This window comes from Providencia sp. PROV129, from assembly GCF_028482245.1.
Classification (GTDB): domain Bacteria; phylum Pseudomonadota; class Gammaproteobacteria; order Enterobacterales; family Enterobacteriaceae; genus Providencia; species Providencia vermicola.
Genome location: NZ_JAMPQD010000018.1, coordinates 1 through 26,642, shown reverse-complemented (window position 1 = coordinate 26,642; position 26,642 = coordinate 1). Strand labels below are relative to the sequence as shown.

Genomic DNA, 26,642 nt, shown 5'->3' with positions numbered 1-26,642 from the left:
TAGTTATAAATTGAAAAACCACCAATATCGGTGGTTTTTTTACGATTCAATTCGAATGTTGGATACCAAATAATCAATAAAAGTCCGTGTCTTAGCGGGTAAAACAGAAGTGCTCGGGTAAAGTAGTTGAATGTTTTGCTTGGGTAAATGGTATTCAGGAAGAACGCGGACTAAACGTTTAGCGTTTAAATCCTCATTCACCAGCCAAGCAGGGCAAATAGCGATGCCTAAAGAGGCTAATACCATTTGGTGGATAACTGCAGCGGAGTTGGACTCATATTGACTTGTTATTGAGGGAATACTGAAGTTTTCTCCACAGTTATTTTGCATAACATATTGGGTATCTTGCCAATTTAACAGCGAATGATTCACCCAAGGTACGAGTGCAAGGTCAGAAACCTGATTAATTTGGTATTTTTGAACAAATTCAGGGCTAGCAACCAAATAAATATTGTAGTCACCTAATTTTTTCATTTTGAGTGATGAGCTTTTTAAATTACCAAGTCGAATAGAGACATCAAGTTTTTCTGTAATTAAATCATCTAGAGATGAATTGATGGAATATTGTAATTTTAACCTAGGATAAAGGCGGCAAAATTCAGGAAGCAAGGGAAGAATAAAACGTTGACCAAATTCACTTGTTGATGAAAAGCGTAATAAGCCTGAAATATTAGTACCTAAATTCTGGCTCTTTTCAAAGGCCTCATTAATTTGACTTTGAATATGTTTAAAGTCTTCGTAAAAATGTTTCCCAACCTCGGTTAGGGCTATATTGCGGGTATTTCGCGTTAGTAAACTCACATTTAACTCAGTTTCTAATTGCTTTATGTCAACACTGACCATTGAGCGACTTAGCCCTAAAATATCCGCAGCCTTGGTGAAAGAGCCTGAATCTACGACCTGAAGAAAACTGATAATTTTTTTTAAATTCTTTTGCATAATGATATTTATTGTTTTGTTTTATTAAACAATGATTTTACTTCTCTTGTATCGACAAAGAAAGGAGTAATCCTTACTCTTTGCCGCTATAGGGGGGGGTATGTCTTATCGTTATAAAATTGCGACCGTGTTTTTACTCGGTTTCTTTATTGATTGTATTAATATTTTTATGTCAGCAATTGCATTGCCTGATATCGCATCATCATTTTCGGCTAGCCAATCACAGGTGGCATGGGTTGCGAATGCGTATATTTTAGGGCTAGTGCTAGTGATGCCGATCAGCTTGTGGCTAGCGGGGCGGTTTGGTAATCAAAAACTACTGTGTTATTCAATGTTACTTTTCACACTTGCAGTGTGGCTAAGTGGTTCAAGCCAGTCTATTTATAGTTTGATTTTTTGGCGTTTTGTCCAAGGAATGGCTGGTGGGTTATTAATTCCTGTAGGGCAAGCGCTCGTTTTTGCGTTATTTCCCAATAACGATCGCCAACGTATATCGACATTAATTATGACAGTGGCACTTATTGCTCCTGCTTTTTCGCCAGCGATTGGTGGCGTAATTATTGATTCGTTATCTTGGCATTGGATTTTTTATTCTAATATCCCATTTTCTTTATTAACGGCAGTGCTTGCTTGGGGTTGGATAAAAAATGATGGGCAAGCATCACGAGAAAAACCAGATATTTTCGGCCTGATAATGGTCAGTATTAGTTTACTTTGTTTGTTATTGTCTTTTTCGCTGTATAACGATTATCACAGTGTTGCATTGGCTCTTACCAGTTTTTTTAGCTCAGTTGTGGTATTTATTTTTTACCTTAGCTATGCCAAAAAATGCCGCGAACCTATTTTAAATTTTCAGTTATTAAAAAATAGTAACTTGCGTAATGCCTTTATTGTTTATTACGCAGTGCCTGGTATTTTTACTGGGGTAAATTTGCTCAATATTTTTAACTTACAAATTAATTTGGGCTTTAATGCAGGGCAAACAGGATTATTTATGATTTTGTATGCGGCAGGAGCTGTTGTTTCGATGGTTTCTGGCGGGCGCCTTTATTTTCGTATAGGGAAAAAATGTTTATTTGTTCTCGGTATTGTATTGCATAGCTTGGGAATATTTTTGCTTTATTGGGTATCCAGTTCAGCACAATTAAGTTTGTTGGTGATGGCGTATTTATTGATGGGTATGGGGGGCGGATTAAGTGCAAATATAGCCCAAATCAGTTCACTGATGGATTTCAAAGATAAAGATTTATTGCAAGGAAGTGTGCTGTGGAATATTAATCGCCAAGTCGCTTTCAGCGTAGGTGCTGTCGTTTTAATTTCAATATTTAGTCTAATGCCATCTTCGGATCAGCTATCTAACTACCAATATACTTTTTTAATTGCTTCTATTCTTGGGCTATTTTCATTAATTTCAGTCAGTAAGGAAAAATAAATGCGTGATTCAATGCAAAAGGCACTGCAAAGCGTTGTCGATATACATGTGTTAATTGAAGATGTTTTCACGGGGCGCAATAGTGATAAAAGTATTGCTCCATTATTAGCTAGTTTTACTGAAAACTTTAAAATGGTCACCATCGGTGGGCACCGAATTGGCTTAACTGAGGTGGCAGGGCTATTTAGCGAAAATGTCGGTGCAAAACCCTCATTTCTGACAGTACCATTTGAGGTTATTCCGTTATTTGAAGCTGGCGAAAGGTGTTGGATTCAATATCAGGAACGACAAGAAAATGAAGGGCTCACAACATTAAGGACATCGACAGTCTGTATTCGAGTTGTCGATAACCAATGTTATTGGGAATATCTGCATGAAACCCCTGTTTTAAATAGCTAGTTTTTCCCTTTATTAATAAACAACGGCTGATTAGGCCGTTTTTTATGTTTAGTAGAAAATAATTTACTCGCTGATTTTATAGGTAATGATATTCATTCTCATTTTAATTGACCGTCGGTCGGTCATATTCTATGATGTAGTCATAACGAAGATGAGGTAGATGAAATGAGACGATTATTTTTGATCGTTGCCGTGTGTTTAGGCACATTTATGGCAACATTGGATATCAGCATCGTGAATGTGGCACTCCCTGCAATTGGTGAAGATCTTGGGGCGAGTCTGTCGATGTTACAGTGGATTATTGATGCATATGCGCTATGTCTATCTGCATTGATCCTTTCTGTTGGCCCTATCAGTGACCGCTATGGACGCAAAAAAGTGTGGTTAATAGGAATTGTGATCTTTACTTTAGGCTCTGCAATTTGTGCATTTTCAGTATCTTCTCAGATGCTAATTATTGGCCGAGTTATCCAAGGGATAGCAGCTGCAGCATTGATCCCTGGTGCGCTTTCAATTATCACTCAAGCCTTTAGCAACGATATTGAACGGATTAAAATTATTGGAATTTGGTCAGCAGTTAGCGCGCTTTCATTAATTATTGGCCCAATATTAGGGGGGTTTTTGGTTGATACCTTTAATTGGATGACGATTTTTTTAATCAACATTCCAATTGGTTTACTGACCCTATTGTTAGGGTGGATCGGGATCAATGAAAGTGCCGATCCCGAGAAAGCCGCTTTTGATCCTTTAGGGCAACTATTGAGTATTGTGGCGTTAGGTAGTGTTACTTTTGCTTTAATTGAAGCGGGGGATAAAGGCTGGGGAAATTATTTCACGCAAAGTGGATTAGCTATTTTTACAGTAGCGGCTTTAGCCTTTATTTGGGTAGAGAAACGGGTGGAGAAACCATTACTCCCTTTTTTCCTTTTTAAAACAAACCCTTTTTTCTTTCAATATAATATGGCCTCTTTTGCTCTGGGTTTTGCCACCTACAGCAATGTGTTTTTTATCGCGCTATTCTTACAAAAAGGCCAGGGGTGGGGTGCTTTTGAAGCGGGACTCCGTATGGCGCCAGAATTTATTGCGATGGCGATATTTTCATTTTCATTTGGCAAATTATCCCGTTTTTTAAGTGTACGTAATTTAATGGTTGTTGGATTTATTTTAATCGCAAGTGCATCATTGTTATTTACGCAGGTAAATTCTGAAACGAATTATCTGCCCATTGCATTGATATTATTCGTTTTGGGTGCTGGAATGGGGATGTCGACGCCTGCAATTGGTGCTTTAGTGATGGCGAGTGTTGAAAAAGCGTATTCAGGCATTGCATCAGCGATAATGAATGCATTAAGACAGACAGGGATGACATTAGGGATAGCGCTATTAGGCACATTAATGACTCACCGTGCGGTGAACCAATTACTCCATGATGATAGGTTAAATAGCGCGATGTCTTCTCAAGAAATCGAACGTTTGATTCATAGTTCTTCTGGTTCGATGCCATCGTTGCTGGTTGAACAACTGACGCGTTCTGCTTTTGTTTCAGGATTCAATGTGGCAATGTTTGGTGGTGCAATCGCGATTATGGCAACGTTATGCTTAATGATGAAAAATAAAGTGATGAAATAAAATTGCACTGAAAAAAAACACCAGCCTTGGCAGGTGTTTCAGACTGCTGACAAACCGATTAGGTTTGACTGCAGGTTGGATAGGTTTTGAAAATAAACTAGGAAAATCAATTTATTGATTTTCGCCTGATAACACAAAGCAGGAAAAACCACGCTTTTATCCTGCTTTGTCAACAACCAAAAACACCTGCCTTGGCAGGTGTTTTTGTCTATTCGAATAACGTGTTCTTATTCATCAAGGAAGCTGCGCAGAACTTCTGAACGGCTTGGGTGACGCAGTTTACGCAGTGCTTTCGCTTCAATCTGACGAATACGTTCACGGGTAACATCAAACTGTTTACCTACTTCTTCAAGAGTATGGTCAGTATTCATGTCGATACCAAAACGCATGCGCAGAACTTTCGCTTCACGTGCTGTTAAGCCAGCTAACACTTCGTGAGTTGCAGAGCGTAAGCTTTCTGATGTTGCTGAGTCTAAAGGCAGCTCTAAAGTCGTATCTTCAATGAAATCGCCTAAATGTGAATCTTCATCATCACCGATAGGGGTTTCCATTGAGATTGGCTCTTTTGCAATCTTCAGAACTTTACGTATTTTATCTTCTGGCATTAGCATGCGTTCAGCCAGTTCTTCTGGCGATGGCTCACGGCCCATTTCTTGCAGCATTTGACGAGAGATACGGTTCAGTTTATTGATGGTTTCAATCATGTGAACCGGAATACGAATTGTACGTGCTTGGTCAGCGATTGAACGCGTGATAGCCTGACGGATCCACCAAGTTGCATAAGTTGAGAACTTATAACCACGGCGGTATTCAAACTTATCAACGGCTTTCATCAGGCCGATATTACCTTCTTGGATCAGGTCAAGGAATTGCAAGCCACGGTTGGTGTATTTCTTCGCGATAGAAATAACCAGACGTAAGTTCGCTTCAACCATTTCTTTTTTCGCACGGCGAGCTTTCGCTTCACCGATAGACATACGACGGTTGATATCTTTAACTTGTTCGATTGTCAGGCCAGTTTCTTCTTCAATTTGACGTAATCTTTGTAGGCAACGCAGAATTTCTTCTTCAACTTCAAGCAGTTTTTCAGACCACGGCTTGTTCATCGCTTTTGCTGCTGTTAACCAAGTCTCGCTGGTTTCATTACCGCTGAATAAGGTGATGAAGTTTTTCTTCGGCATTTTGCACTGTTCAACACACAGTTTCATGATAGTACGTTCTTGTAAACGAACGCGATCCATCATTTCACGCATGTTATTGACCAGATAGTCAAATTGCTTCGGTACTAAACGGAACTCTTTGAACACTTCGGAAAGTTGTTCAATCGCAGCGGCGGTTTTTGCATCGCTGCGTCCATATTGTTTGATATGTTGACGTGTGCTTTCATACTGTTCACGAAGATCAGAGAATTTCTGGCGCGCTAATTCAGGATCGATGCTGTTATCGTCATCGCTATCACTGTCATCGCCGTCTTCATCTTCTTCATCTTCATCGTCGTCTTTATCCAACTCTTCTTGTGGTAATTCAGAGCCGACGTGGGTGGCAGTAGGGGCAAGATCTTCTTCCGCATTAGGGTCAACAAAGCCAGTAATCAAGTCAGATAGACGGCTTTCACCTGCTTCAACACGGTCGTATTGCTCGAGAAGATAAGTGATAGCCTCAGGGTATTCAGCAACAGAGCACTGAACCTGATTAATCCCATCTTCGATACGTTTTGCGATGTCGATTTCACCTTCACGGGTGAGAAGTTCGACAGTCCCCATTTCACGCATATACATGCGAACAGGGTCAGTAGTACGGCCAATTTCACTCTCAACACTGGATAAAACTTGTGCAGCGGCCTCTGCTGCATCTTCATCCGTATCGGAAGTATTCTCAGCCAAAATCAAATCATCGGCATCAGGTGCTTCTTCCATGACCTGGATGCCCATGTCATTAATCATCTGAATGATATCTTCAATCTGATCTGAATCGACGATATCTTCCGGCAGATGGTCGTTGACCTCAGCATAGGTTAAGTAACCTTGCTCTTTACCCTTGGTGACGAGTAGCTTAAGCTGCGACTGCGGGTTTTGCTCCATAAGACGGTATCCACACTTCTGAGTATTTAGATTGGTGTCGGTCGGCGAAACATTCGGCCAACAAGAACATACAAAGGGAAATATTTATTATTTGCTACGCCCTTTATTTTCGCAGCATTTTACAGGCATCTGCCTTGTGTTTAGCGGCACTTAAGCCGTTTTATATACTAATTCTATTTTGGGTTTATATTATGTTTTTACTCGCGACAGCGTAATTAAGTGCACCTCTTCGCGCTCTTGCGGGGTCAGACTTTGTGTGCGAGCTTTCGCCATTAAATAGTCGAAACGTTCGCTGAGTGCGCTATTAAATAGATGATTTAATGCATCTATAAAGGTATTTTCCGCTATCTCCTCTATTTCTATATCGTTCCATGTTGCTAGTTTTTCAAGCTGTTTCGAAAAATTATTATCTCGATAACGCTCTAGCAACTGCCCAGTCGTCATTCCGGGGGTGGAACGGCATACATCGACCAATTCCTGAAATAGAGAAAGCCCCGGCATTTGGATATGGGCAATTCCCTCTAATGAGGGAACAAGCTCCGAAAAGTTCGGATTTTGCACTAACAGTGCGATAAGAATTCGCATTGTTGTCGGTTTTAATTTTGGCGCCTGATAATTAACTTGCTCGGTGTTCTCTCTATCAATAATAGCAAGAACCTGAGAAATATCTGGTATACCAATAAAATTTCCTAGCTCTTGCGCCATATAAAGGCGCAAAGTCTCACCCGGTATCTGTTTAATCAAAGGGATAGCAAGCTTACTAAATTTTGCTTTCCCTTCTTGGGTGGTTAAATCAACTTGTGGTACGAGTGAATCAAATAAAAAGCCTGATAACGTTTGTGCTGTTTGCATGCGCTGCTCAAAGGCTTCTTTACCTTCTTTGCGTACCAATGAATCAGGATCTTCACCATCAGGTAAAAACATAAAGCGTAGTTGGCGGCCATCCGTCAGATAAGGCAGGGCGGTTTCTAATGCGCGCCATGCCGCTTCGCGGCCAGCTCGGTCACCATCATAACAACAGATAACAGTATCTGTTGAACGATAAAGTAACTGAATGTGTTCTGAGGTGGTTGAGGTTCCCAGTGATGCTACCGCATAGCGGATGTCATACTGAGCCAATGCCACTACATCCATATAACCTTCGACAACTAATAACTTCGCTAATTCACTGCTATTTTGTGTTGCTTCATAAAGGCCGAACAACTGACGACCTTTATGGAAAATATCTGTTTCTGGCGAGTTCAAATATTTGGGTAATGCATCCCCTAATACTCGCCCACCAAAGGCGATAACTCGACCTCGTCTATCCCGAATGGGAAACATCACGCGCTCTCTAAAGCGGTCATAGACACGGCCATTATCATTGGTCACTAACATGCCTGCATCATCAAGCTGTTTGCGACTGTCGGGGTTTACTGCGAATTTCTTGAGCAAATTATCCCAGCCTGGGGGAGCGAAACCAATGGAAAAATGCTCAATAATTTCTGCGCTCAAACCACGTTGGCTTAAATAATCTTTGGCTTTATTTGCCGAGGGATGATTTAAGGCAGCGCAGTAAAATTGGTTAATTTTTTCCATCAACTGATACAAATTTTGCCGTTGATGTAATTCTATTTGGCTTGTACCTGTTCCTTTTTCATACGGAACGTCAAGGCCATGTAATGCAGAAAGTTCTTCAATTGCTTCGACAAAATCGAGTTTGTCGTAATTCATCAAAAAATCGATAGCGTTACCGTGAGCACCACAACCAAAACAATAATAAAACTGCCTTTCACCGTTAACGGTAAAAGAAGGCGTTTTTTCATTATGAAACGGACAGCAAGCGTGATGGTTTTTACCCTGTTTTTTTAACGGGACTTTTGCATCGACTAAATCAATGATGTCAGTTCTTGCTAACAAGTCATTGATAAATGAACGCGGAATTCGTCCAGCCATAAGCCTCTTTTTCGCCTGTTGATGAACGATAATAAGCCGCGCTTCCTTTAGGAAAGCACGGCCTTTAACTGCTTAGCTATGACTACTACAAGAAAAAAATAACGATAAGAGTGACTTAATTCTTGTATTAGCTATCGTCTGTCATGAATGCGGTTAACACCGCAATCAATTAGTACAGACGAGTACGGCGTGCGTTTTCGCGAGCCAGTTTCTTAGCGTGACGCTTAACAGCTGATGCTTTAGCGCGTTTACGTTCAGTCGTTGGTTTTTCATAGAATTCACGACGACGAACTTCAGCTAAAACACCTGCTTTTTCACAGGAACGTTTGAAACGACGCAGTGCAACGTCGAATGGCTCGTTTTCACGTACTTTAATTACCGGCATGTGCCTCTCACCTCGATAGAAATCGGTTTGTTGCTGGTATGGATTCACCAGCCTTCATTTAAAATGGTGCGGAATTTTACTTCAATGAGTACGGGTTTGTAAAGTGCCGTATAAAATTGAATCACACAAGATCACCTGATTTGTAGCTCGTTCGATGAAAAAGCAAACAAAACCAGACAATAATGAGAATTAGCCACACGAAATTTTTATTACAGGGGGTTGATTATAGACTATACAACAAGGAAAGTCAGCCTTTTGGCAACATAAATTACGCGATAGTCTGAAAATAGTGATAGACTTGTGACTATGAAATAAACAAGGGTAGTGGAATGCGTGTTTTAGGTATCGAAACTTCTTGCGATGAAACGGGTATCGCAATTTATGACGACGAACTTGGCTTACTTGCCAACCAATTATATAGCCAAATTAAAGTCCATGCAGATTATGGCGGAGTGGTGCCTGAACTGGCATCTCGTGATCATATTCGTAAAACGGTGCCATTGATTCAAGCGGCGCTGAAAGAAGCTAATTTAACTCGTGAAGACATCGATGCAGTTGCTTACACCGCAGGCCCTGGTCTGGTGGGGGCTTTGATGGTTGGAGCAACCGTTGGGCGCTCTCTGGCATTTGCTTGGAATGTACCCGCTATTGCTGTTCATCATATGGAAGGGCACTTATTGGCACCGATGTTGGAAGAAAAGAGCCCCGAATTTCCATTTGTCGCATTACTGGTTTCTGGTGGTCATACACAATTAATTAGTGTGACAGGCATTGGCGAATATGAACTATTAGGCGAATCCATTGATGATGCGGCAGGGGAAGCCTTCGATAAAACGGCAAAACTGTTAGGGTTAGACTACCCTGGTGGCCCTGTTTTATCCCGTATGGCGCAGCAAGGCACTGCAGGGCGCTTTGTTTTTCCAAGGCCTATGACGGACAGACCTGGTTTAGACTTCAGCTTTTCGGGCCTAAAAACCTTCGCAGCGAATACCATTCGTGAAAATGCAGATGACGACCAAACTCGCTCGGATATCGCGCGTGCGTTTGAAGATGCCGTGGTTGACACGCTTGCCATCAAATGTAAACGTGCGCTTGAGCAAACGGGCTTTAAACGTCTCGTTATGGCTGGTGGGGTTAGTGCTAACCGTGCTCTTCGTGCCAAAATGGAAGAAGTGCTGAAGCAACGTAGTGGGGAAGTATTTTACGCGCGCCCTGAATTTTGTACCGATAATGGCGCGATGATTGCGCTTGCTGGGCTTATTCGTCTTAAGGGTGGTACAACGACAGGTTTAGGCGTGACAGTGCGCCCACGTTGGCCGCTGGCTGAATTACCGCCGTTAGAAAAATAGAGTACTGCATATCAAAATGAAGGGCTGTGATGAAACAGCCCTTTTTATAGAGTCAAAAATTAATGTAGAACAATCACCGCCTCTTCAAGGCGTATCGAACGGTCTTTTACCATATTAGATGTCTCTGTGCTTTGTTCAACCAGTAGTGTGCTTTGCTGTGTAATCGTTTCTAATTCGCTCACCGCTTGGGTGATATCAGAAATACCCGCCGCTTGTTCAGATGTTGCTTGGCTAATATGCGTGATTAGCTGGGTCACATTTTGCACTTGGTCTACAATATTTCTCATTGTGTTCCCTGCAGTGTGCACCTGATTTTTTCCAGAATTCACTTTTTTCTCGCAGTCATTAATTAATTCACGGATATCATTGACGGCGCTAGCACTGCGGCTGGCTAAACTGCGAACTTCATTAGCTACCACCGCAAACCCTTTGCCTTGCTCTCCTGCACGTGCGGCTTCTACGGCAGCATTTAATGCTAATATGTTGGTTTGAAAGGCGATGTCTTTAATAACATCAGTGATGGAATTAATTTTACTGGTGCTATGAACAATCTCATCCATGGTGCCAACGACGGCCTCCATCATCGCGCCTCCACTCACTGCCGTTTCACTGGTTGCATTTGACAGCTGGTCAACCTGAATGGTGTTGTCTGCATTCATTTTCACAGAAACAGCCATTTGGTTCATTGTTGCGACGGTTTGTTGCATATAACCCACCGTGCGCAGTGTGTGTGTATCTAGCTCATTGCAGTCAGCAACTAAGGATTGGCTACCTTTGCGGACGTTATCCACCTGTTCTGACACATCTTTTATTAACCAACGACAGACCAAGCCAAGTTGTCCAACAGAGCGTAATAGCTGGCCAATTTCATCTGTGCGTTGCATATGATTGACGCTGTGACGGTTACCGCGAGCGATACCGAGTGCTTGAGTCATAATGTTTTCAAGGGGAGTGGCAAGAATTCGTTCAAGGATAATATTTCCAATTAATAGGGTGGCAAAGGTACACAAGCTTGCAATGAGTAATGGGAGGTTTTGCAATCCAGCTAAGCTCGCTATCGCCATCCAAAACGCAAATAATATGCTTATGGTGAGTCGAATTCGCCACCGCGTTGAGAGGGTAGATAGGTGAAAAGGCCATTTTTTGGAAAGCACAATGCCCTTAAAGATTTTTTTTTGGCTTCTATTTTCATTCATTGCTGCATAAAGGGGTTCCACAGCAGCGATTTCTTGGCGAGTAGCACGAGTTCGAATCGACATATAACCCGTAATAACGCCTTTGCGCTCCATGGGAATGATATTGGCTCTAACCCAATAATGGTCACCGTTTTTTCGTCTGTTTTTGACAATCCCCGTCCACGGTTCACCTTGTTTGAGTGTTGCCCACATATCTGCAAAAGCCTGTTTAGGCATATCAGGATGTCGGATAATATTATGGGGTTGTGTTAATAATTCATCTAATTCATAACCACTAACTTGAACAAAGAAATCATTAGCGTGAACAATGTTTCCTTGCAGGTCGCTAGTTGTCATTAGAGTAATATCTTCATCTAAGATATGTTCATTTTGAGTGATATAAGGAGTTCTGCTCATGATAAATACCATTATTATTGTTTAGCTTTCCTTTTATATAGTCGACAGCTTTTAAATATTCATTAGTAATAAATTTGCAATAAATTAACTTTTTTTTAAAAGTGTGCGCTGGTTAAAGTGAAAATGTAACAACAGCACAAATTGCTACTAGTACAGTTTTAGGAAGGGATTTTACGCTGCTGTTATTTTTATGGTGCTTTTTAGGAAACTTTGAGCAAGTATTAGGTATAAAAAAAGAGCTGATTTCAGCTCTTTTAAAGGAAGTAAGAATGAATATTTAGTCGTCGAGTTCTTGCTCTTTGGTTTCTTGAGCAATCTCTTTGTTCGTTTTTTGCTTTTTGTTTTTCAATTTCTGCCAAATACGACTTTCTTGCCCGCGCCATAAACGTTGAATATTACCATGGTGACGAACTAATACTAAGCACGATAACATGGCGACAGGAAAGGTAAATTCAGGCTTAAACCACCAAACGTAAAAGGGGGCTAAGAGAGCACTAACAATTGCCCCAAGAGATGAATAACCACTGAGTAGGACAGTGAGTAACCATGTTCCTGCAACTAATCCTGAAAGATCCCAGCCAATAGCCGCGATAGAACCGAATGCAGTTGCTACCCCTTTTCCCCCTTTGAAATGAAAGAAAACAGGATAAATATGCCCAAGGCAGGCTGCAATTGCGACAAAGCCAAGATAGAATGGTTGTACATTGAGGTAATAAGCCAGCCAAACGGGGATCATCCCTTTTAAAACGTCGCAAAGTAGTACTGCGGCGGCGGCGGCTTTACCTCCAACGCGTAAGACGTTAGTTGCACCAGGGTTACCAGAGCCGTGTTGACGGGGATCGGGTAGTCTCGCTATACGGCAGATCAGTATTGCACTGGAAACTGATCCACAAAGATAAGCGAAGATTATCATGCCAAGCGCGGTTGCACTCATAGCTAACTCCAAAACGATTGAGGCCATATATTCACTTCAGTCTTGGATAATACGCATATTTTTGCTGAAGTGGTATTAATTCAGTACATAAACGAGAAAATGACGTGATGGATATCGTATTTATTGAACAATTATCAGTCATCACCACGATTGGTGTATATGACTGGGAACAAACTATTGAGCAGAAATTAGTGCTCGATATCGAAATGGGATGGGATAACAAGCGCGCGTCTTTGAGCGATAATGTTGAACATTGCTTAGATTATGCACAGGTTAGCCAAACCCTCATCAACCATTTAGAAACAAATAAATTTGGTTTAGTTGAACGCGTTGCTGAAGAAGTCGCCCAACTTTTAATGACAAAATTCAATAGTCCATGGGTACGCATTAAAGTCGCTAAACCAGGCGCAGTTGCACGCGCTCACCAAGTCGGTGTTGTAATCGAAAGAGGCACTAAAACTGCTTAAAAGATGGCTGGCGGTGTTTTATCGCCAGCATCATCCATATCTATAGGTTCATATCAATAATTTGCTGCTGTTGTTGCCAGCAAGCAATGCGCTCAATACGCTGGCGTGTCAATTCTTGGCGAATTTCAGACCCTTTAAACCCTTGATCAACAATGGGTTTTACCGCGACAGACTGCGCGATAGCAAATGCTTGGCGCAGAAACTCGCCTTGCGGATAGGCGTGTTGTTCAAGACCAAGTCGACCTCTGGCATCGGCTTCGCTGATTAAACTGAGCTGTACAATGCGTTCTGGTTTTCGCCAGCTATCTAAACCATCAAAAACAGCGACTAAATCACTAGCCGATAACCGATTGATTACGTGAATTTTATCATGATATCGTGCCGCTAAACAGGCTAAATCTCGCGCATCTATTGGGACTCGAAGGCGAGTACAAAGTTGCTCAATAAGTGGGATACCTGCCTCCCCATGATTAGGATGGCTGGGCCACACATCAGGTGGAGTAAGGGCTTTGCCCAGATCATGGCATAATGCTGCAAAACGAATATTCACATCATTAGACAGCGTAGCAATCACTTTCATCACCATTAAAGTGTGAACCCCTGTATCGATTTCAGGGTGCCACTTTTCAGGGGCTGGAATGCCAAATAAATTATCAATTTCGGGGAACAGCACTACGAGTGCACCACATTGGCGTAAAACCTCGAAATAAACTTGCGGTGCGGTTGATTTAAGAGCCTTTTCGGTTTCAACCCAAACGCGCTCTGCTGTTAGGTGTGATAACTCTCCCGTCATCGCCATTGACTGCATTAACGCCAGTGTCTCAGGGGCGATAGTGAAGCCTTGTTCATAAAAACGTGCGGCAAAGCGTGCGACTCGTAAAACACGTAATGGGTCTTCTGCAAACGCGTCTGAAACGTGGCGTAGAACCCGTTTTTCGAGGTCATTTACGCCATTGAACGGGTCGATAATCTCCCCTGAATCACTTTGTGCGATGGCATTAATGGTGAGATCACGACGTAATAAGTCATCTTCGATAGTGACATCAGGGGCGCTATAGCAGTTAAACCCGGTATAGCCCACCCCGATTTTGCGTTCTGTGCGGGCTAATGCGTATTCTTCATGCGTTTCTGGGTGCAAAAAGACAGGGAAGTCTTTTCCAACTTGTTGAAAACCTTCTGTAAGCATCGCCTCAGGCGTTGTGCCAACGACCACAAAATCCCTATCAGAAATAGGCAGCCCTAGGAGTTGGTCACGGACGGCACCACCGACCAGATACACTTTCATCGAATAACCTTATTATGCCCAGCCATCATTACGTTTTTTACGGCGTGGAATGAGGTGTGGTAAAATTAAACCTAAAATTAAGCCAGCACCCGCTACACCACCACCATACATAAACCATTGTAAAATCAATTCACGGCGGCGATCGTCAAGGTTCACCTCGGCAATCTCGAGTTTTTTACCTGATTTGATTAATTCATTCTTTAATTTTTCATTTTCTGCTTTCAGTTGGCGAACAATATTGTCGTTGTCTGCCACTTTTTGCTGCATATCGGCAGTGCGTGTGTTCCACGTACCATCAATATTATCGAGCTGCTGGCGGAGCTTTTGATTTTCGGCTTCCAGCTCTGGAATACGGGTTTTCATGCTTTGTTTATTGCTAAGCTGGTCAACAGGTAGCCAAACTGTCCTGCCTTTATCATCACGTACCTGAGCAAATTTATTGTCAGTGGAAATCAGTTCAACTTCGTCCCCTGCATTGAGCGTTCCTACGATACGATATTTTGTGCCAGGGCCGCTATGAACATATGTTGATAAGTCATCTGAAACATAACGCTTTTCTGCTGCTTGTGTGTTTAAGGAAAGGCCTAGCCCCATGATTGAAATTAATAATAATGGAATTTTTCGCATGGTATTTACAGTCTTTTGGTGGTGAATGAATGTGGTATTCATTGAATACTAATAAGTAAAGTGGCAGGGTGCAAACCCTAAACACCGATGTCTTGGTTCTCTAAAGGATAATGAGAACTATCCTAACTGCCTAAATTACCCTTATTTTTACCCTTTTTTCAAGATAACTCTCTAAAAGAAATCTGACAGAGAGAATTTTTGATTTCAATACAGATTCTTTTCTCAGCATCGCTTGATTGGGGTAATATGAGCACAGTGAAATTATCAAATAAGGATATGTATGAGCCACGTCGAGGTTGAACTCAAATTAGCCGCCAAAAGTGAGGCCATAGAGGCTGTTCGTCAGAGTATATCGACATTGCCCCATCAATATAGTGAGCCAACAAAGCTAACGAATATTTATTTTGACACGCCGCATAGGCAATTGCGGCAATGGGATATGGGGCTGCGTATTCGTGGCTGTGATGGTCACTATGAAATGACGATGAAAACGGCGGGGCAGGCAATTAGTGGTTTACATCAGCGGCCTGAATACAATGTTAATATTGATTCCCCCGAACTGAACCTTGCCGCTTTTCCTGAAGACATTTGGCCAGAAGGCACTGATATTACGGCATTGCAATCTGAATTGAGTGTATTGTTTAGCACCAATTTTACCCGCGAAAAATGGTTAGTGACTTTCGAAGACAGCGAAATTGAAGTGGTGCTTGACCAAGGTGAAATTTCCGCAGGTGCAAAAGATTTACCTATTCAAGAGTTTGAATTAGAACTGAAAAAAGGCTTTATTGCGGATGTTCTTAATTTAGCGAAAAAGTTTGCTGATATTGATGGACTGTACCTGTCTTCCCTAAGTAAAGCTGCTCGGGGTTATTCCTTACTTTCACCAACTAAAGCACCATTAACCCGCCCTGATTCGCTATTTGATTACGAAGAGCAACCGATTGAAAAATCGCTGACGCATATGCAGTTGCTGTGCCAACAACATGAAACCTATTGGTTAGCAGGGGCAAATGATGCGCGCCAAGGTTTTGTCGAGTTCCTGCGTTTTGTTCAAGCCTTTTTGGTGCACTATCAAAACTCTGCCCCACATTTTATCCATGATACGCCGTTAGACCAATTACAGTTAGATATTGCTAATGAAAACATGAGTGCGGATGATTTTTGCTATAGCAGTCAGTGGTTAAAATGTAAGCTGGCCTTTATTCAATGGTTAAGTGCGTTAACCTACCAAGAAGATCACTAGGATTTGAACAATATGCATCCACTGCCTGATTTACTGCAAGCCCAAAAAGAACGTGTTTTAAATCAGTTAGCTAACCAAGCGCCTGGTTTATTGCCTTTGAGTGAAGATGAAGCACAAGTACTCTCTTTTAGTGATTTTGCACTTAAACAGGTTCTTGCCCATTCACGGTTTTTATTGGATATCCGCACGAATCCACCAAAGGCCGATGAGTGGCAATATTATGCAACTTGGCTTGCGGACAGTGTTTCATCTGTTTCAAGCGAAGATCATTTAATGCAGGTGCTGCGCACGTTTCGTCACCAAATGTTAGTGCGCTGTACGTGGATGCAAGTATTGGCAGTGTGTTCGCAACAAGACACCATTTACCAACTGAGTGTGTTAGCAGAAACCTTGATTGTTGCTGCAAGGGACTGGCTGTATCAGGAATATAGTCAGCAGTGGGGAACCCCTTGTAATCACGAAGGAAAACCACAGCCGCTATTGGTGCTAGGGATGGGAAAACTGGGAGGAAGAGAGCTGAATTTTTCTTCCGATATTGACCTGATTTTTGCTTACCCTGAAAACGGTGTCACACAAGGCGGCCGTAAAGAATTGGATAACGCTCAATTCTTTACTCGTTTAGGGCAAAAACTGATTCGCATGCTCGATCAAGTCACTGTCCATGGCTTTGTTTATCGGGTGGACATGCGTTTACGGCCTTTTGGCGACAGTGGTCCGCTAGTATTTAGTTTTTCCGCATTGGAAGATTATTACCAAGAGCAAGGGCGCGATTGGGAACGTTATGCGATGGTTAAAGCGAGGATTATGGGGCCCGATAGCCTGCATTACGCTGAAGGCCTACGCAAATTACTGCGCCCGTTTGTCTATCGCCGCTATATTGATTTTAGTGTGATTCAGTCTCTGCGCAATATGAAAAATATGATTGAGCGAGAGGTTCGCCGCCGTGGTTTGGTGAATAACATCAAACTGGGGGCTGGAGGGATCCGTGAGATAGAATTTATCTCCCAAGTTTTTCAGCTGATCCGTGGTGGGCGAGAACCCGTTTTACAATCACAATCGCTGTTTAGCACGTTTCAGGGGATCCGCGAACTCGCTTTATTACCCGATAATCAGCTCGATATCCTACAAGATAGCTACATTTTCCTGCGTAGAATAGAAAATTTACTGCAGAGTATCGACGATCAACAAACTCAGACTCTACCTGATGATGCGCTCAACCAAACGCGTTTAGCGTGGGGGATGAATTTTGCCTGCTGGGCGGACTTTTACGCGTCTTTAAGCCAAAAAATGGCGGCTGTCCACCAAATATTTGCTGAGCAAATTGGGCAAGATGATGATGACGAAGATGCAGATAACTTTGATGAAATTTACATCACGTTATGGCAAAGCGACCTGTCCAAAGAAGAACTTGCTGCCTATTTACCCTCTCAGGATGAAGACATTGCACAGCGGATTATTCATGGTATTTTAATGTTCCGCCATGACCTGAACAAGCGAACCATCGGGCCAAGAGGGCGCGATGTGCTTGATGAACTCATGCCGAAATTATTGGCGAAAATTGGTGAGCGAGATGATGCAGGGCAAGTTATTGAGCGTATTACACCGCTATTGCTAAGCATCGTGAGTAGAACGACTTACCTTGAGTTGATGCTTGAATTTGATGAGGTACTGACCCACGTTATCCGTTTGTGTGCTGCCTCTCCAATGATTGCCGAGCAGCTATCTCGTCACCCATTACTTCTTGATGAACTTCTTGACCCGAAATCCCTTTATCAACCCCTTCCATTAACGGCTTACCGCGACGAATTACGCCAATATTTGATGCGTGTACCTGAAGAAGATGAAGAGCAACAATTGGAAGCGTTGCGTCAATTTAAACAGGCGCAGCTTTTACGTATTGCGGCAGAAGATATTTCAGGTGTACTGCCTGTCATGAAAGTGAGCGATCACCTAACCTACCTTGCAGAAGCCATTATTGATGCCGTTGTTCATCAGGCCTGGCAAAAAATGGTGAAACGCTACGGTGAACCTGCCCATTTAGCGCAGGGTGATAGCAAGCAATATGGGTTTGCTGTATTAGGCTACGGCAAGTTAGGTGGCTGGGAGCTAGGCTATAGCTCTGATTTAGATTTGGTTTTTCTGTTTGATTGCCCATTAAATGTGGTCACTAATGGTGAACGCGCTATTGATGCAAGGCAGTTTTATTTGCGTGTTGCGCAGCGAATTATTCACTTATTCAGTACGCGCACGGCATCAGGGATTTTGTATGAAGTGGATGCTCGCTTAAGGCCATCGGGGGAGTCAGGGATGTTGGTCAGTACCATTCAATCTTTTGATGATTACCAAAAAAATGATGCATGGACGTGGGAACACCAAGCACTTATTCGTGCTCGGATGGTGTTTGGCGACGCTGAATTACAACAGCAATTTACCCGAATTCGCCATGAAACCTTGTGCTTGCCGAGAGATGCACACACACTGCAACAGCAAGTGCGGGATATGCGAGTGAAAATGCACCAACATTTAGGTAGCCACCAAGCTAATGAGTTTGATTTAAAGGCTGACCCTGGTGGGATCACGGATATTGAGTTTATTGCGCAATATTTAGTATTACGTTTTGCTTCGCAAAACAAGGCGTTAACACGCTGGTCAGACAACGTGCGGATTTTTGAACTGATGGCACAGTACGATTTTATGTCGGAAGAAGAAGCCAACGCATTAACCCAAGCATACGTCGCTATGCGCAATGAACTTCATCACTTAGCTTTGCAATCATTACCAAGTCGCGTGGATATGCGCCAATTTGCACCGCAACGTGAGCAAGTGTTAGCTAGCTGGAAAAAATGGCTTGGTGAATGAGTTAAAACGTATTTTATTTAGCTAATTAGTGCAATATGCTAATATTTCGCTAATTATGATCAAATTTCCTTTTTAAAACTGGAGTGCAGGATGAAAGTAACTCTTCCGGATTACAAAAAAGCCGGTGTGCTGGTGGTTGGCGACGTGATGTTAGACCGTTATTGGCATGGTCCCGCAAACCGTATTTCTCCTGAAGCCCCTGTACCAGTGGTTAAAGTAACGATGGTTGAAGAGCGTCCAGGCGGAGCAGCTAACGTTGCGATGAATATTGCATCGCTAGGTGCAAATTCCCGCCTTGTCGGCTTAACAGGGATTGATGATGCGGCGAAAGCATTGACAGAAAACTTAAATGCTGTACAAGTCCGCTGCGATTTTGTTGCTATTCCAACGCATCCAACGATTACAAAATTACGCGTTTTGTCTCGTAACCAGCAACTGATCCGTCTTGATTTTGAAGAAGGTTTCGACAATGTCGATGTGGCACCCGTTTTAGAGCGTATCGAGCAAGCGTTGCCGCACATCGGTGCATTAGTGCTATCTGACTATGCGAAAGGGGCATTAACTCACGTTGAAAAAATGATCGCGCTAGCGAATAAAGCGGGGGTACCTGTATTGATTGACCCGAAAGGGAACAATTTTGAACGCTACCGTGGTGCAACATTATTGACGCCAAACATGTCTGAATTTGAGGCCATCGTTGGGCCTTGCAAGACAAATCAAGATGTTGAAGAAAAAGGGATGGCGTTACTTAATACCTTGGAATTAAAAGCATTATTGATTACGCGCTCAGAGCAAGGCATGAGCCTTATTCGCCGTGATGAAGCGCCATTACATTTACCGACACAGGCACAAGAAGTGTTTGATGTGACAGGTGCAGGTGATACGGTGATTGGTGTATTAGCGGCATCAATTGCTTCTGGTCGTCCGCTACATGAAGCGTGCGCATTAGCGAATGCCGCCGCTGGCGTTGTTGTCGGCAAATTAGGAACATCCACTGTTTCTCCAATCGAATTGGAAAACGCGATCCGTGGCCGTGCGGATACGGGGTTTGGTGTCATGACTGAAAGCGAACTCAAACAAGCGGTTGCCAATGCAAGGCAACGTGGGGAGCGTGTAGTGATGACGAACGGATGTTTTGATATTCTGCACGCAGGCCATGTTTCCTATTTAGCCAATGCACGTAAATTGGGTGATAGACTGATTGTTGCGGTAAATAGCGATGCATCAACTCGTCGACTTAAAGGTGAAACACGCCCTGTAAACCCATTAGAGCAGCGCATGACGGTTTTAGGTGCACTAGGTGCGGTGGATTGGGTTGTCGCTTTCGAAGAGGACACACCGCAACGTTTAATTGCTGAAGTTCTCCCTGACATTCTGGTTAAAGGTGGTGATTATCGCCCAGAAGACATTGCAGGCAGTGCTGAGGTTTGGGCTGCGGGTGGTGAAGTTAAAGTGCTTAATTTCGAAGATGGCATTTCAACAACCAATATCATCAAAAATATTATGAAAACCAGTTAATTTATCATTGTTAATTAGCTAGTTAAAAACCTCACGAGGGCTGTGAAGTGACCCCCAGTAATTGGTAGTCCGACTGTTGGGAGCACTTCAAATCTCGGGCTTTTTGATATACAAAACAACCCCTTAATTGAGGTTGTTTTGTATATCTAGGTTATGTATTATACTCTGATATACAAAACCACCCCTTATGCGGGGTGATTTAGTGGAGGGTAATATGGAATTAATGGCAGCAGTTAATGTTTTTAACAAATTCAGTAAGCAAGGTAGAAGTATCTTCCTCACCAAAGATTTAGAAATGCTTTTCCCTGATGAGTCTCCAAAAACATTGCAAAAATCCGTTGACCGTCTGATTGCGAATAATGTGCTGCGCCGGGCTTCAAAAGGAGTATATACCTATGCTCAAGGTTCATTAGGACCTTACCCTTTAGAACGCCTGGCTGAAAATATTCGACGAGGCCACTACAACTACATCAGCTTGGAATCCGCTCTATCCCAGTACGGTGTAATTTCACAGATCCCTATCGATAGGCTTACCATTATGTCCACAGGCCGGTCTGGAGAGTTTGTGACGCCTTGGGGTGCCATTGAAGTTACCCATACTGCTAAGAAGCCGTCTGAAATCCTTAATACTACGGTTGAAGGAAGAGGGCCATTACGAATTGCAACAAAGGAAACTGCCGTTATGGACCTAATGAGGGTTGGCAGAAATACACACCTCATCCAGCGTGAGGAGCTAAACTATGTCTGATATTGTCAATTTCAATGAGCTGGTTGACAGCATTGTCACCGAGAAGGACTATGCAGCAAACAGACCTGTCGTAGAAAAGGAGTTGCTACATTATGACATTCTTTATGCACTCTCCACCGCAAGGCTCTTAAAGCACATCACATTTCAGGGGGGAACGTCGCTCAGGCTTTGTTATGGTTCCAACAGATTTAGTGAAGATCTGGACTTTGCTGGTGGTCGTGACTTCTGTTCAGCGCAAATGCTTGAAATTAAAGCTTGTATTGAGAAGTATGTTGGTGAACGCTATGGTCTTGAGGTTGTGGTTAAAGAGCCAAAAGAACTGAGAAAAGAACCAGATTATGCGGATGTTAAAGTCGATAAATGGCAAATATCTGTTACTACCAACCCAGGAAAAAGTGATCTACCAAAGCAGCGGATAAAAGTGGAAATAACCAACATCCCTGCATACACCAACACCCTGCGATCGCTCGCTAAAAACTATGAGCAGCTTCCTAGCGGCTATTCTGACTTGATTATCCGAGTGGAAGACCTCACCGAGGTCATGGCTGATAAACTGGTCTCATTCCCTGCAACAACCAGTCATATTCGGTACAGAGATATGTGGGATCTGGTATGGCTCCACCAGCAAGGAGCTAGACCAGACGCTGAATTGGTAATGAAAAAGGTTGCCGATTATAAAATCAGTGCTCTGTTTGAGGAATGGCTGCAAGCAAGAATTGAGTCCCTGCCTTCATTGGTGGCGAGTGAAGAGTTTAGGGAGGAAATGAAGCGATTCTTACCTGTGTCTGTAGTCAATAGAACCCTCCTTCAACCAGATTTTCTTGAATTTTTACAAGCTACTCTTCATGAACTGCTCGTCACCATCCAAACAGATATTTATGGAAGCAAAGATCCGAAGCCAGTAAAGAAATTTGAGATGTAGCCCCCCAGTAATTGGTAGTCCAACTATTGGAGGTCACTTCATAATGTGATGACGATAGATAGTCATCCAGCATCTGTTACTTATTAAGCTGAAATTAAAGCATTTCGCGGCAAATTTTTAGATGTCAGTGGTTACTGTGATTTTGTGGCTGATAGCATTGAAGGGTTAAAAAAAGAAGCTTGCATTTCTTTGGCTGAGTATATTGCCGTTTGCAAAGAAGAAGGGATTAACCCATTCAAAGAGCCAGAAACGGTAAAGTCATTTACGCTGCGTTATCCGAGCTGTTTAGAAGCATATTTAAATGCAGCAACCGCGGCACATAATATTTCTAAAAATCAGTATATTGTGCAGTTGATTGAACGAGAGTTGGTGCCGGATTCAGTGCTAAAATAATATTAAAAGTGACCCTTATAGTTAGGCGTCACTTTTGTTTTTTATATTACTGTGTGTTTTTTTCTTCGCTAAAGTGAGCTTCAAGTGCACTAACACGTTGCTCCATTTTGGCGAGTTTTTCACGGGTACGCAGTAGAACTTGAGTTTGAATATCAAACTCTTCGCGACTGACTAAGTCTAATTTGCCAAGTTGTGACTGTAACAGTGAGCGCAGTTTTTTATCAAAATCTTCACCTAAATCACGTACGCCTTGGGGTAAAGCACCTTGAATTTGGCGAGCAACTTGTTCAAGTTTTTTCGGATCGAGCATTCGCGGGTCCTTAAATTTTTTGAGAAATGAGTTGGGGGTAGTGTAATACCTCTTGTCGCGGTAATAAACTCTTTTCCTGTTTCCTTATGATACTTGGAGCACAAGGAGGCAAGGGGGATGAGACTGAAGGAGAAATGACCACCTTGAAGGCGGAATTACCCAAGATGGTCAGTTTAACGTTATTTCAATTCAGGTAAAAAACGGATGTCCATATAGTATTTATTGGCATTACTTCTATCGAGATAGATAGTCACATTTTCCCTATCAATATAAGGGGATGGGTCAAAATAAATATTCTCACTTTTATAACGCTTAATTGTATTTGTATTTTTATCATGGACATCTGCAATAATTTGATAAGGAGAACGTCTATTCACTTGGATCATAGTATTTTCTTCAACACCTGTGATTTTTACTTGAATTGGCGTACCTTCGCGCAATAAACGGGTACTTTTTTTCTTATTGGTAATACCGAACATAACAGGAATGCCACCAATTAACGTAAATACACCGCCAAAAATACCTAAAATGATACTCAGTCCATATACACCAAAGAGTGAATCAATGATGGCATCTTGCGGATTTGTTGGATTATAAAGTACATCAATGGATTGACCGATGCTGTTTCGATAACCGCTACTCCCCATTGATGAACGAAACTCAATTTGTTGATTTTCTAGGGTCGTAAACTCGATAATGGGGAAATAGGTTTTTGATTTATCTTCCGAAACACTAATGTCGAGATCGGTGACTATTCCTGTTGTTTTAATACCATTTTTTGCCATATCCATACCAGAATAAAGCGCAAAAGCAGTTCCGACCAAAAATAAGAGACCGATGACTAAAAAGATGGGAAAGATAAAACGGTACTTTTTCACCCTAGTATTCCTTTAATGACATTTTTATTGCTGGTTATTATTATACAAGTCAATAAATTATTTTAGTTAAGTGTGATGTTTAGACTGATATTTAGGACAATTTACGTCTTATTGCGATTTTTTATGCCTTGGTGGTAACAGGTGATGCCTGTATTTTAATTACCCCTGATAACTATAGGTTTTTATTCATATTTTTTGGCCAAAAGTGTGAGAGGCTCGCCAGTTTTGAAAGACACCGTTGCGTAGTTGAATTATTGGCGTTATATTAATTGCGTTTATCTCAGGGCGGGGTGAAAGTCCCCACCGGCGGTAACATGCAACGCGCATGAAGCCCGCGAGCGCTTTATCATTTTAGTGATAAAGGTCAGCAGATCCAGTGTGAATCTGGAGCCGACGGTTATAGTCCGGATGGGAGAGAATTAACTGTATCTGCATATTTGTGCCGTAATGCACAATCATGTTCTGCATACCTGAATGGGTAGATTGCCACTTATGGGCGATTTATTTATTCATCATTTCTCGTAATCCTAAGACTGCCTTGATTCTGGTAACTAGTTAATAACTATTTAAGAGGTTTTTACCATGGATCATACGCTACTTTCCGAATTCGGTAATCCAATCGAACGTGTTGAAAAAGCTATCGAAGCTTTACGCCAAGGCCAAGGTGTTCTTGTTCTGGACGATGAAGATCGTGAGAACGAAGGCGATTTAGTTTTTGCAGCAGAAACCATGACTGCAGAGCAAATGGCATTCACCATTCGCTACAGCAGCGGTATTGTGTGCCTGTGTATCACTGAAGAGTGTCGCAAAAAATTGGAACTGCCAATGATGGTAGAAAATAACACCAGCCAAAATCAAACGGGCTTTACTGTGACGATTGAAGCGGCAAACGGTGTTACCACTGGCGTTTCAGCTGCAGACCGTATTACTACCATTCGTGCAGCGATTGCGGATAACGCAGTGCCAGCAGACCTGAACCACCCAGGCCACGTTTTCCCATTACGGGGTCGTGAAGGTGGTGTATTAGCACGCCGTGGCCATACAGAAGCGTCTATCGATTTAGCCTCATTAGCAGGGTTCAAGCCAGCGGGTGTGCTATGTGAATTGACCAACGATGATGGCTCAATGGCGCGTACGCCAGAAGTGGCGGCTTTTGGTAAGCAACATGGCTTGACGGTAGTGACTATCGAGGATTTAGTACAATATCGTTTGCAGCATGAAAAGAAAGCGAGCTGATCCTCGTCATATTTCGAGCTGTGGCGTTGTTGGCTTCTCTTAGTCATCTTAGTCACATACTAATGTATGCTCCTAAGAATGACTTCGTTTGCCGCCTAGCCACAACTCGAACTATTTAGAGGAATGTCTTCGTCGTATTTCAAGCTGTGGCGTTGTTGGCTCCTCTTAGTCATCTTAGTCACAGACTAATGTATGCTCCTAAGAATGACTTCGTTTGCCGCCTAGCCACAACTCGAACTATTTAGAGGAATGTCTTCGTCGTATTTCAAGCTGTGGTGGTGTTGGCTTCTCTTAGTCATCTTAGTCACATACTTATGTATGCTCCTAGGGATAGCTTTGTTTTGCCGCCTAGCCACAACTCGAACTATTTAGAGGAATGTCTTCGTCGTATTTTGAGGAAGAGTTCGTTTTTTAAACTTAAATATAAATGGGCTAATTTTAGCTAATTTATTGATAGTACGTTCAGCATATAGAATCTTATGAAGGCCACTGAGTTGCACACCTCGTGGCCTTTTCAATTTTTTTGATGATCATACTCATAATTAGGCCACTGTGTTTTTTGCACAAAAGCGTATGCTGTAAGCAGAAATTAATTGAGTTGGAGTTGAAATCATCATGTCGGTAAATACTTCAGTCGTGAATAGCAAGATCCCCGCGATTTTTATAGGCCACGGTAGCCCAATGAATGCGATAGAGGATAATCCTTATACCAAAGCATGGGAGCAGCTCGGCAAAACCTTACCTCGTCCAAACGCGATATTGGTGATTTCAGCGCACTGGTATACGCGTGGCACGGCAGTGACCTCGATGTTAAAGCCTAAAACTATCCATGATTTTGGCGGGTTTCCAGAGGCGTTATACCAAATTGAATACCCAGCGCCAGGTTCACCAGAACTTGCCCAACAAGTTGCAGATTTACTCGCACCAGAACCTATTTTCCTCGATAAGGAAGAGTGGGGGCTTGACCACGGGACATGGGAAATTTTAGTACGCATGTACCCAGAGGCAGATATTCCCGTGATCCAGCTAAGCATTGATGGCACAAAACCTGCAACTTGGCACCATGAATTAGGCAAGAAGTTAGCGATACTCAGAGAGCAAGGTGTATTGATTATGGGCAGTGGCAATGTGGTGCACAATCTTCGTGCTATGAACTGGCAAAATGATCAAGCAGAGCCTTATCCATGGGCTTTGTCTTTTGAACAGTTTGTCTACGATAACTTGCAAAGTAAAGCGATCCCACATCCACTAACTAAAGGGTTAGAAAGGGAAGATGGCAAATTATCAAACCCATCAGTGGAACACTACTTGCCTATTTTACCAATTTTAGGCACTTGGGATGGTGAAGAAGAGGTAAGCACTCCGATTGAAGGAATTGTATCGGCATCGTTGAGTATGTTGTCGGTCATCGTCGGCTCTTCCTCGTCATATTTCGAGTGATCACTACGTTGGCTTCACGCAGCTACCCTAGTCACATACTT

General features: G+C 42.5%; 23 protein-coding genes and 1 riboswitch. Of the genes, 13 read left to right on the top strand and 10 right to left on the bottom strand.

Annotated features, from left to right (window positions below):
• Window positions 1-39: 39 nt before the first annotated feature.
• Window positions 40-939: a LysR family transcriptional regulator gene (locus PSF27_RS13800; RefSeq protein WP_272681689.1), complete on the bottom strand. Its 900-nt coding sequence runs from the start codon at window positions 937-939 to the stop codon at window positions 40-42.
• Window positions 940-1,039: 100 nt separating this feature from the next.
• On the opposite strand from PSF27_RS13800, the gene PSF27_RS13795 reads away from it, so the two are divergent.
• From PSF27_RS13795 to PSF27_RS13785, 3 genes are all read left to right on the top strand, one after another.
• A complete protein-coding gene (locus PSF27_RS13795; RefSeq protein WP_272681688.1) occupies window positions 1,040-2,371 on the top strand; it encodes an MFS transporter in 1,332 nt (443 codons plus the stop codon).
• Complete coding sequence (locus PSF27_RS13790; protein WP_272539294.1) at window positions 2,372-2,770, top strand: hypothetical protein; 399 nt, start codon at window positions 2,372-2,374, stop codon at window positions 2,768-2,770.
• 165 nt (window positions 2,771-2,935) lie between these two features.
• Window positions 2,936-4,399, top strand: coding sequence for an MFS transporter (locus PSF27_RS13785; protein WP_272681687.1), 1,464 nt, complete (start codon window positions 2,936-2,938; stop codon window positions 4,397-4,399).
• Window positions 4,400-4,626: 227 nt separating this feature from the next.
• Here the strand turns inward: PSF27_RS13785 and rpoD are convergent, their stop codons facing one another.
• The 3 genes from rpoD to rpsU form a co-directional block, all read right to left on the bottom strand.
• A complete protein-coding gene (gene rpoD / locus PSF27_RS13780; RefSeq protein WP_225818676.1) occupies window positions 4,627-6,564 on the bottom strand; it encodes an RNA polymerase sigma factor RpoD in 1,938 nt (645 codons plus the stop codon).
• 105 nt (window positions 6,565-6,669) lie between these two features.
• Window positions 6,670-8,415, bottom strand: a complete 1,746-nt coding sequence (gene dnaG, locus PSF27_RS13775; protein ID WP_206083680.1) for a DNA primase — start codon at window positions 8,413-8,415, stop codon at window positions 6,670-6,672.
• Window positions 8,416-8,584: 169 nt separating this feature from the next.
• Window positions 8,585-8,800, bottom strand: a complete 216-nt coding sequence (gene rpsU / locus PSF27_RS13770; RefSeq protein WP_001144069.1) for a 30S ribosomal protein S21 — start codon at window positions 8,798-8,800, stop codon at window positions 8,585-8,587.
• Window positions 8,801-9,129: 329 nt separating this feature from the next.
• On the opposite strand from rpsU, the gene tsaD reads away from it, so the two are divergent.
• Window positions 9,130-10,149 carry a tRNA (adenosine(37)-N6)-threonylcarbamoyltransferase complex transferase subunit TsaD gene (gene tsaD / locus PSF27_RS13765; protein ID WP_272681686.1) on the top strand — a complete coding sequence of 340 codons (1,020 nt, stop codon included), beginning with the start codon at window positions 9,130-9,132 and terminating at the stop codon, window positions 10,147-10,149.
• A gap of 59 nt (window positions 10,150-10,208) precedes the next feature.
• Here the strand turns inward: tsaD and PSF27_RS13760 are convergent, their stop codons facing one another.
• Entirely contained in the window at window positions 10,209-11,741 is a 1,533-nt protein-coding gene (locus PSF27_RS13760) for a methyl-accepting chemotaxis protein (RefSeq protein ID WP_272539301.1), read from the bottom strand.
• A 277-nt stretch (window positions 11,742-12,018) separates the two neighbouring features.
• Window positions 12,019-12,675 carry a glycerol-3-phosphate 1-O-acyltransferase PlsY gene (gene plsY, locus PSF27_RS13755; RefSeq protein WP_206083683.1) on the bottom strand — a complete coding sequence of 219 codons (657 nt, stop codon included), beginning with the start codon at window positions 12,673-12,675 and terminating at the stop codon, window positions 12,019-12,021.
• A gap of 107 nt (window positions 12,676-12,782) precedes the next feature.
• Here plsY and folB point away from each other — a divergent pair, with 107 nt between their 5' ends.
• Window positions 12,783-13,142 carry a bifunctional dihydroneopterin aldolase/7,8-dihydroneopterin epimerase gene (folB, locus tag PSF27_RS13750; RefSeq protein ID WP_206083684.1) on the top strand — a complete coding sequence of 120 codons (360 nt, stop codon included), beginning with the start codon at window positions 12,783-12,785 and terminating at the stop codon, window positions 13,140-13,142.
• A 40-nt stretch (window positions 13,143-13,182) separates the two neighbouring features.
• Here folB and PSF27_RS13745 read toward each other — a convergent pair whose 3' ends face one another.
• Together PSF27_RS13745 and PSF27_RS13740 are read right to left on the bottom strand one after the other, a co-directional pair.
• Complete coding sequence (locus tag PSF27_RS13745) at window positions 13,183-14,427, bottom strand: multifunctional CCA addition/repair protein (protein WP_272681685.1); 1,245 nt, start codon at window positions 14,425-14,427, stop codon at window positions 13,183-13,185.
• Between the two features lie 12 nt (window positions 14,428-14,439).
• The gene (locus tag PSF27_RS13740; RefSeq protein WP_206083686.1) at window positions 14,440-15,054 is read right to left on the bottom strand and encodes a TIGR04211 family SH3 domain-containing protein; all 615 of its coding nucleotides are present in this window, start codon (window positions 15,052-15,054) and stop codon (window positions 14,440-14,442) included.
• Between the two features lie 280 nt (window positions 15,055-15,334).
• Between PSF27_RS13740 and PSF27_RS13735 the strand changes: the two genes are divergently transcribed.
• The 6 genes from PSF27_RS13735 (at window position 15,335) to PSF27_RS13710 (ending at window position 22,737) form a co-directional block, all read left to right on the top strand.
• On the top strand, window positions 15,335-16,297 hold the full coding sequence (locus tag PSF27_RS13735) for a CYTH domain-containing protein (RefSeq protein WP_206083687.1): 963 nt from the start codon (window positions 15,335-15,337) through the stop codon (window positions 16,295-16,297).
• 12 nt (window positions 16,298-16,309) lie between these two features.
• Window positions 16,310-19,156, top strand: coding sequence for a bifunctional [glutamate--ammonia ligase]-adenylyl-L-tyrosine phosphorylase/[glutamate--ammonia-ligase] adenylyltransferase (gene glnE / locus PSF27_RS13730; protein ID WP_272681684.1), 2,847 nt, complete (start codon window positions 16,310-16,312; stop codon window positions 19,154-19,156).
• A 90-nt stretch (window positions 19,157-19,246) separates the two neighbouring features.
• A complete protein-coding gene (gene hldE / locus PSF27_RS13725; protein ID WP_206083689.1) occupies window positions 19,247-20,674 on the top strand; it encodes a bifunctional D-glycero-beta-D-manno-heptose-7-phosphate kinase/D-glycero-beta-D-manno-heptose 1-phosphate adenylyltransferase HldE in 1,428 nt (475 codons plus the stop codon).
• Between the two features lie 214 nt (window positions 20,675-20,888).
• Window positions 20,889-21,422, top strand: a complete 534-nt coding sequence (abiEi, locus tag PSF27_RS13720) for a type IV toxin-antitoxin system AbiEi family antitoxin (RefSeq protein WP_272681683.1) — start codon at window positions 20,889-20,891, stop codon at window positions 21,420-21,422.
• Window positions 21,415-22,344 (top strand): nucleotidyl transferase AbiEii/AbiGii toxin family protein, encoded by a 930-nt coding sequence (locus tag PSF27_RS13715; RefSeq protein ID WP_272681682.1) that lies wholly within the window; start codon window positions 21,415-21,417, stop codon window positions 22,342-22,344. The genes abiEi and PSF27_RS13715 overlap by 8 nt, the downstream gene beginning before the upstream one ends.
• Window positions 22,345-22,437: 93 nt before the next feature.
• Window positions 22,438-22,737 carry a toxin-antitoxin system HicB family antitoxin gene (locus tag PSF27_RS13710; protein ID WP_272681721.1) on the top strand — a complete coding sequence of 100 codons (300 nt, stop codon included), beginning with the start codon at window positions 22,438-22,440 and terminating at the stop codon, window positions 22,735-22,737.
• Window positions 22,738-22,783: 46 nt separating this feature from the next.
• On the opposite strand, the gene ubiK is transcribed toward PSF27_RS13710, so the two are convergent.
• Window positions 22,784-23,047, bottom strand: a complete 264-nt coding sequence (ubiK, locus tag PSF27_RS13705; protein WP_272681681.1) for a ubiquinone biosynthesis accessory factor UbiK — start codon at window positions 23,045-23,047, stop codon at window positions 22,784-22,786.
• Window positions 23,048-23,226: 179 nt separating this feature from the next.
• Window positions 23,227-23,925, bottom strand: a complete 699-nt coding sequence (locus PSF27_RS13700) for a DUF3592 domain-containing protein (protein ID WP_206083692.1) — start codon at window positions 23,923-23,925, stop codon at window positions 23,227-23,229.
• A 272-nt stretch (window positions 23,926-24,197) separates the two neighbouring features.
• Window positions 24,198-24,349, top strand: a riboswitch (FMN riboswitch).
• Between the two features lie 158 nt (window positions 24,350-24,507).
• Here PSF27_RS13700 and ribB point away from each other — a divergent pair.
• On the top strand, window positions 24,508-25,161 hold the full coding sequence (gene ribB, locus PSF27_RS13695) for a 3,4-dihydroxy-2-butanone-4-phosphate synthase (RefSeq protein ID WP_206083693.1): 654 nt from the start codon (window positions 24,508-24,510) through the stop codon (window positions 25,159-25,161).
• A gap of 615 nt (window positions 25,162-25,776) precedes the next feature.
• Window positions 25,777-26,601, top strand: coding sequence for a 4,5-DOPA dioxygenase extradiol (gene ygiD, locus PSF27_RS13690; protein WP_272681680.1), 825 nt, complete (start codon window positions 25,777-25,779; stop codon window positions 26,599-26,601).
• Window positions 26,602-26,642 lie beyond the last annotated feature (41 nt).

Excerpts from the sequence above, each read along its gene's own strand:
- PSF27_RS13795 (WP_272681688.1), top strand. The coding sequence starts at position 1,040 with ATGTCTTATCGTTATAAAATTGCGACCGTGTTTTTACTCGGTTTCTTT.
- ubiK (WP_272681681.1), bottom strand. The coding sequence starts at position 23,047 with ATGCTCGATCCGAAAAAACTTGAACAAGTTGCTCGCCAAATTCAAGGT.
- PSF27_RS13740 (WP_206083686.1), bottom strand. The coding sequence starts at position 15,054 with ATGCGAAAAATTCCATTATTATTAATTTCAATCATGGGGCTAGGCCTT.
- ribB (WP_206083693.1), top strand. The coding sequence starts at position 24,508 with ATGGATCATACGCTACTTTCCGAATTCGGTAATCCAATCGAACGTGTT.
- folB (WP_206083684.1), top strand. The coding sequence starts at position 12,783 with ATGGATATCGTATTTATTGAACAATTATCAGTCATCACCACGATTGGT.
- PSF27_RS13735 (WP_206083687.1), top strand. The coding sequence starts at position 15,335 with ATGAGCCACGTCGAGGTTGAACTCAAATTAGCCGCCAAAAGTGAGGCC.
- PSF27_RS13800 (WP_272681689.1), bottom strand. The coding sequence starts at position 939 with ATGCAAAAGAATTTAAAAAAAATTATCAGTTTTCTTCAGGTCGTAGAT.
- PSF27_RS13790 (WP_272539294.1), top strand. The coding sequence starts at position 2,372 with ATGCGTGATTCAATGCAAAAGGCACTGCAAAGCGTTGTCGATATACAT.
- PSF27_RS13785 (WP_272681687.1), top strand. The coding sequence starts at position 2,936 with ATGAGACGATTATTTTTGATCGTTGCCGTGTGTTTAGGCACATTTATG.
- rpsU (WP_001144069.1), bottom strand. The coding sequence starts at position 8,800 with ATGCCGGTAATTAAAGTACGTGAAAACGAGCCATTCGACGTTGCACTG.
- PSF27_RS13745 (WP_272681685.1), bottom strand. The coding sequence starts at position 14,427 with ATGAAAGTGTATCTGGTCGGTGGTGCCGTCCGTGACCAACTCCTAGGG.
- abiEi (WP_272681683.1), top strand. The coding sequence starts at position 20,889 with ATGGAATTAATGGCAGCAGTTAATGTTTTTAACAAATTCAGTAAGCAA.
- glnE (WP_272681684.1), top strand. The coding sequence starts at position 16,310 with ATGCATCCACTGCCTGATTTACTGCAAGCCCAAAAAGAACGTGTTTTA.
- plsY (WP_206083683.1), bottom strand. The coding sequence starts at position 12,675 with ATGAGTGCAACCGCGCTTGGCATGATAATCTTCGCTTATCTTTGTGGA.
- dnaG (WP_206083680.1), bottom strand. The coding sequence starts at position 8,415 with ATGGCTGGACGAATTCCGCGTTCATTTATCAATGACTTGTTAGCAAGA.
- PSF27_RS13715 (WP_272681682.1), top strand. The coding sequence starts at position 21,415 with ATGTCTGATATTGTCAATTTCAATGAGCTGGTTGACAGCATTGTCACC.
- tsaD (WP_272681686.1), top strand. The coding sequence starts at position 9,130 with ATGCGTGTTTTAGGTATCGAAACTTCTTGCGATGAAACGGGTATCGCA.
- hldE (WP_206083689.1), top strand. The coding sequence starts at position 19,247 with ATGAAAGTAACTCTTCCGGATTACAAAAAAGCCGGTGTGCTGGTGGTT.
- PSF27_RS13760 (WP_272539301.1), bottom strand. The coding sequence starts at position 11,741 with ATGAGCAGAACTCCTTATATCACTCAAAATGAACATATCTTAGATGAA.
- ygiD (WP_272681680.1), top strand. The coding sequence starts at position 25,777 with ATGTCGGTAAATACTTCAGTCGTGAATAGCAAGATCCCCGCGATTTTT.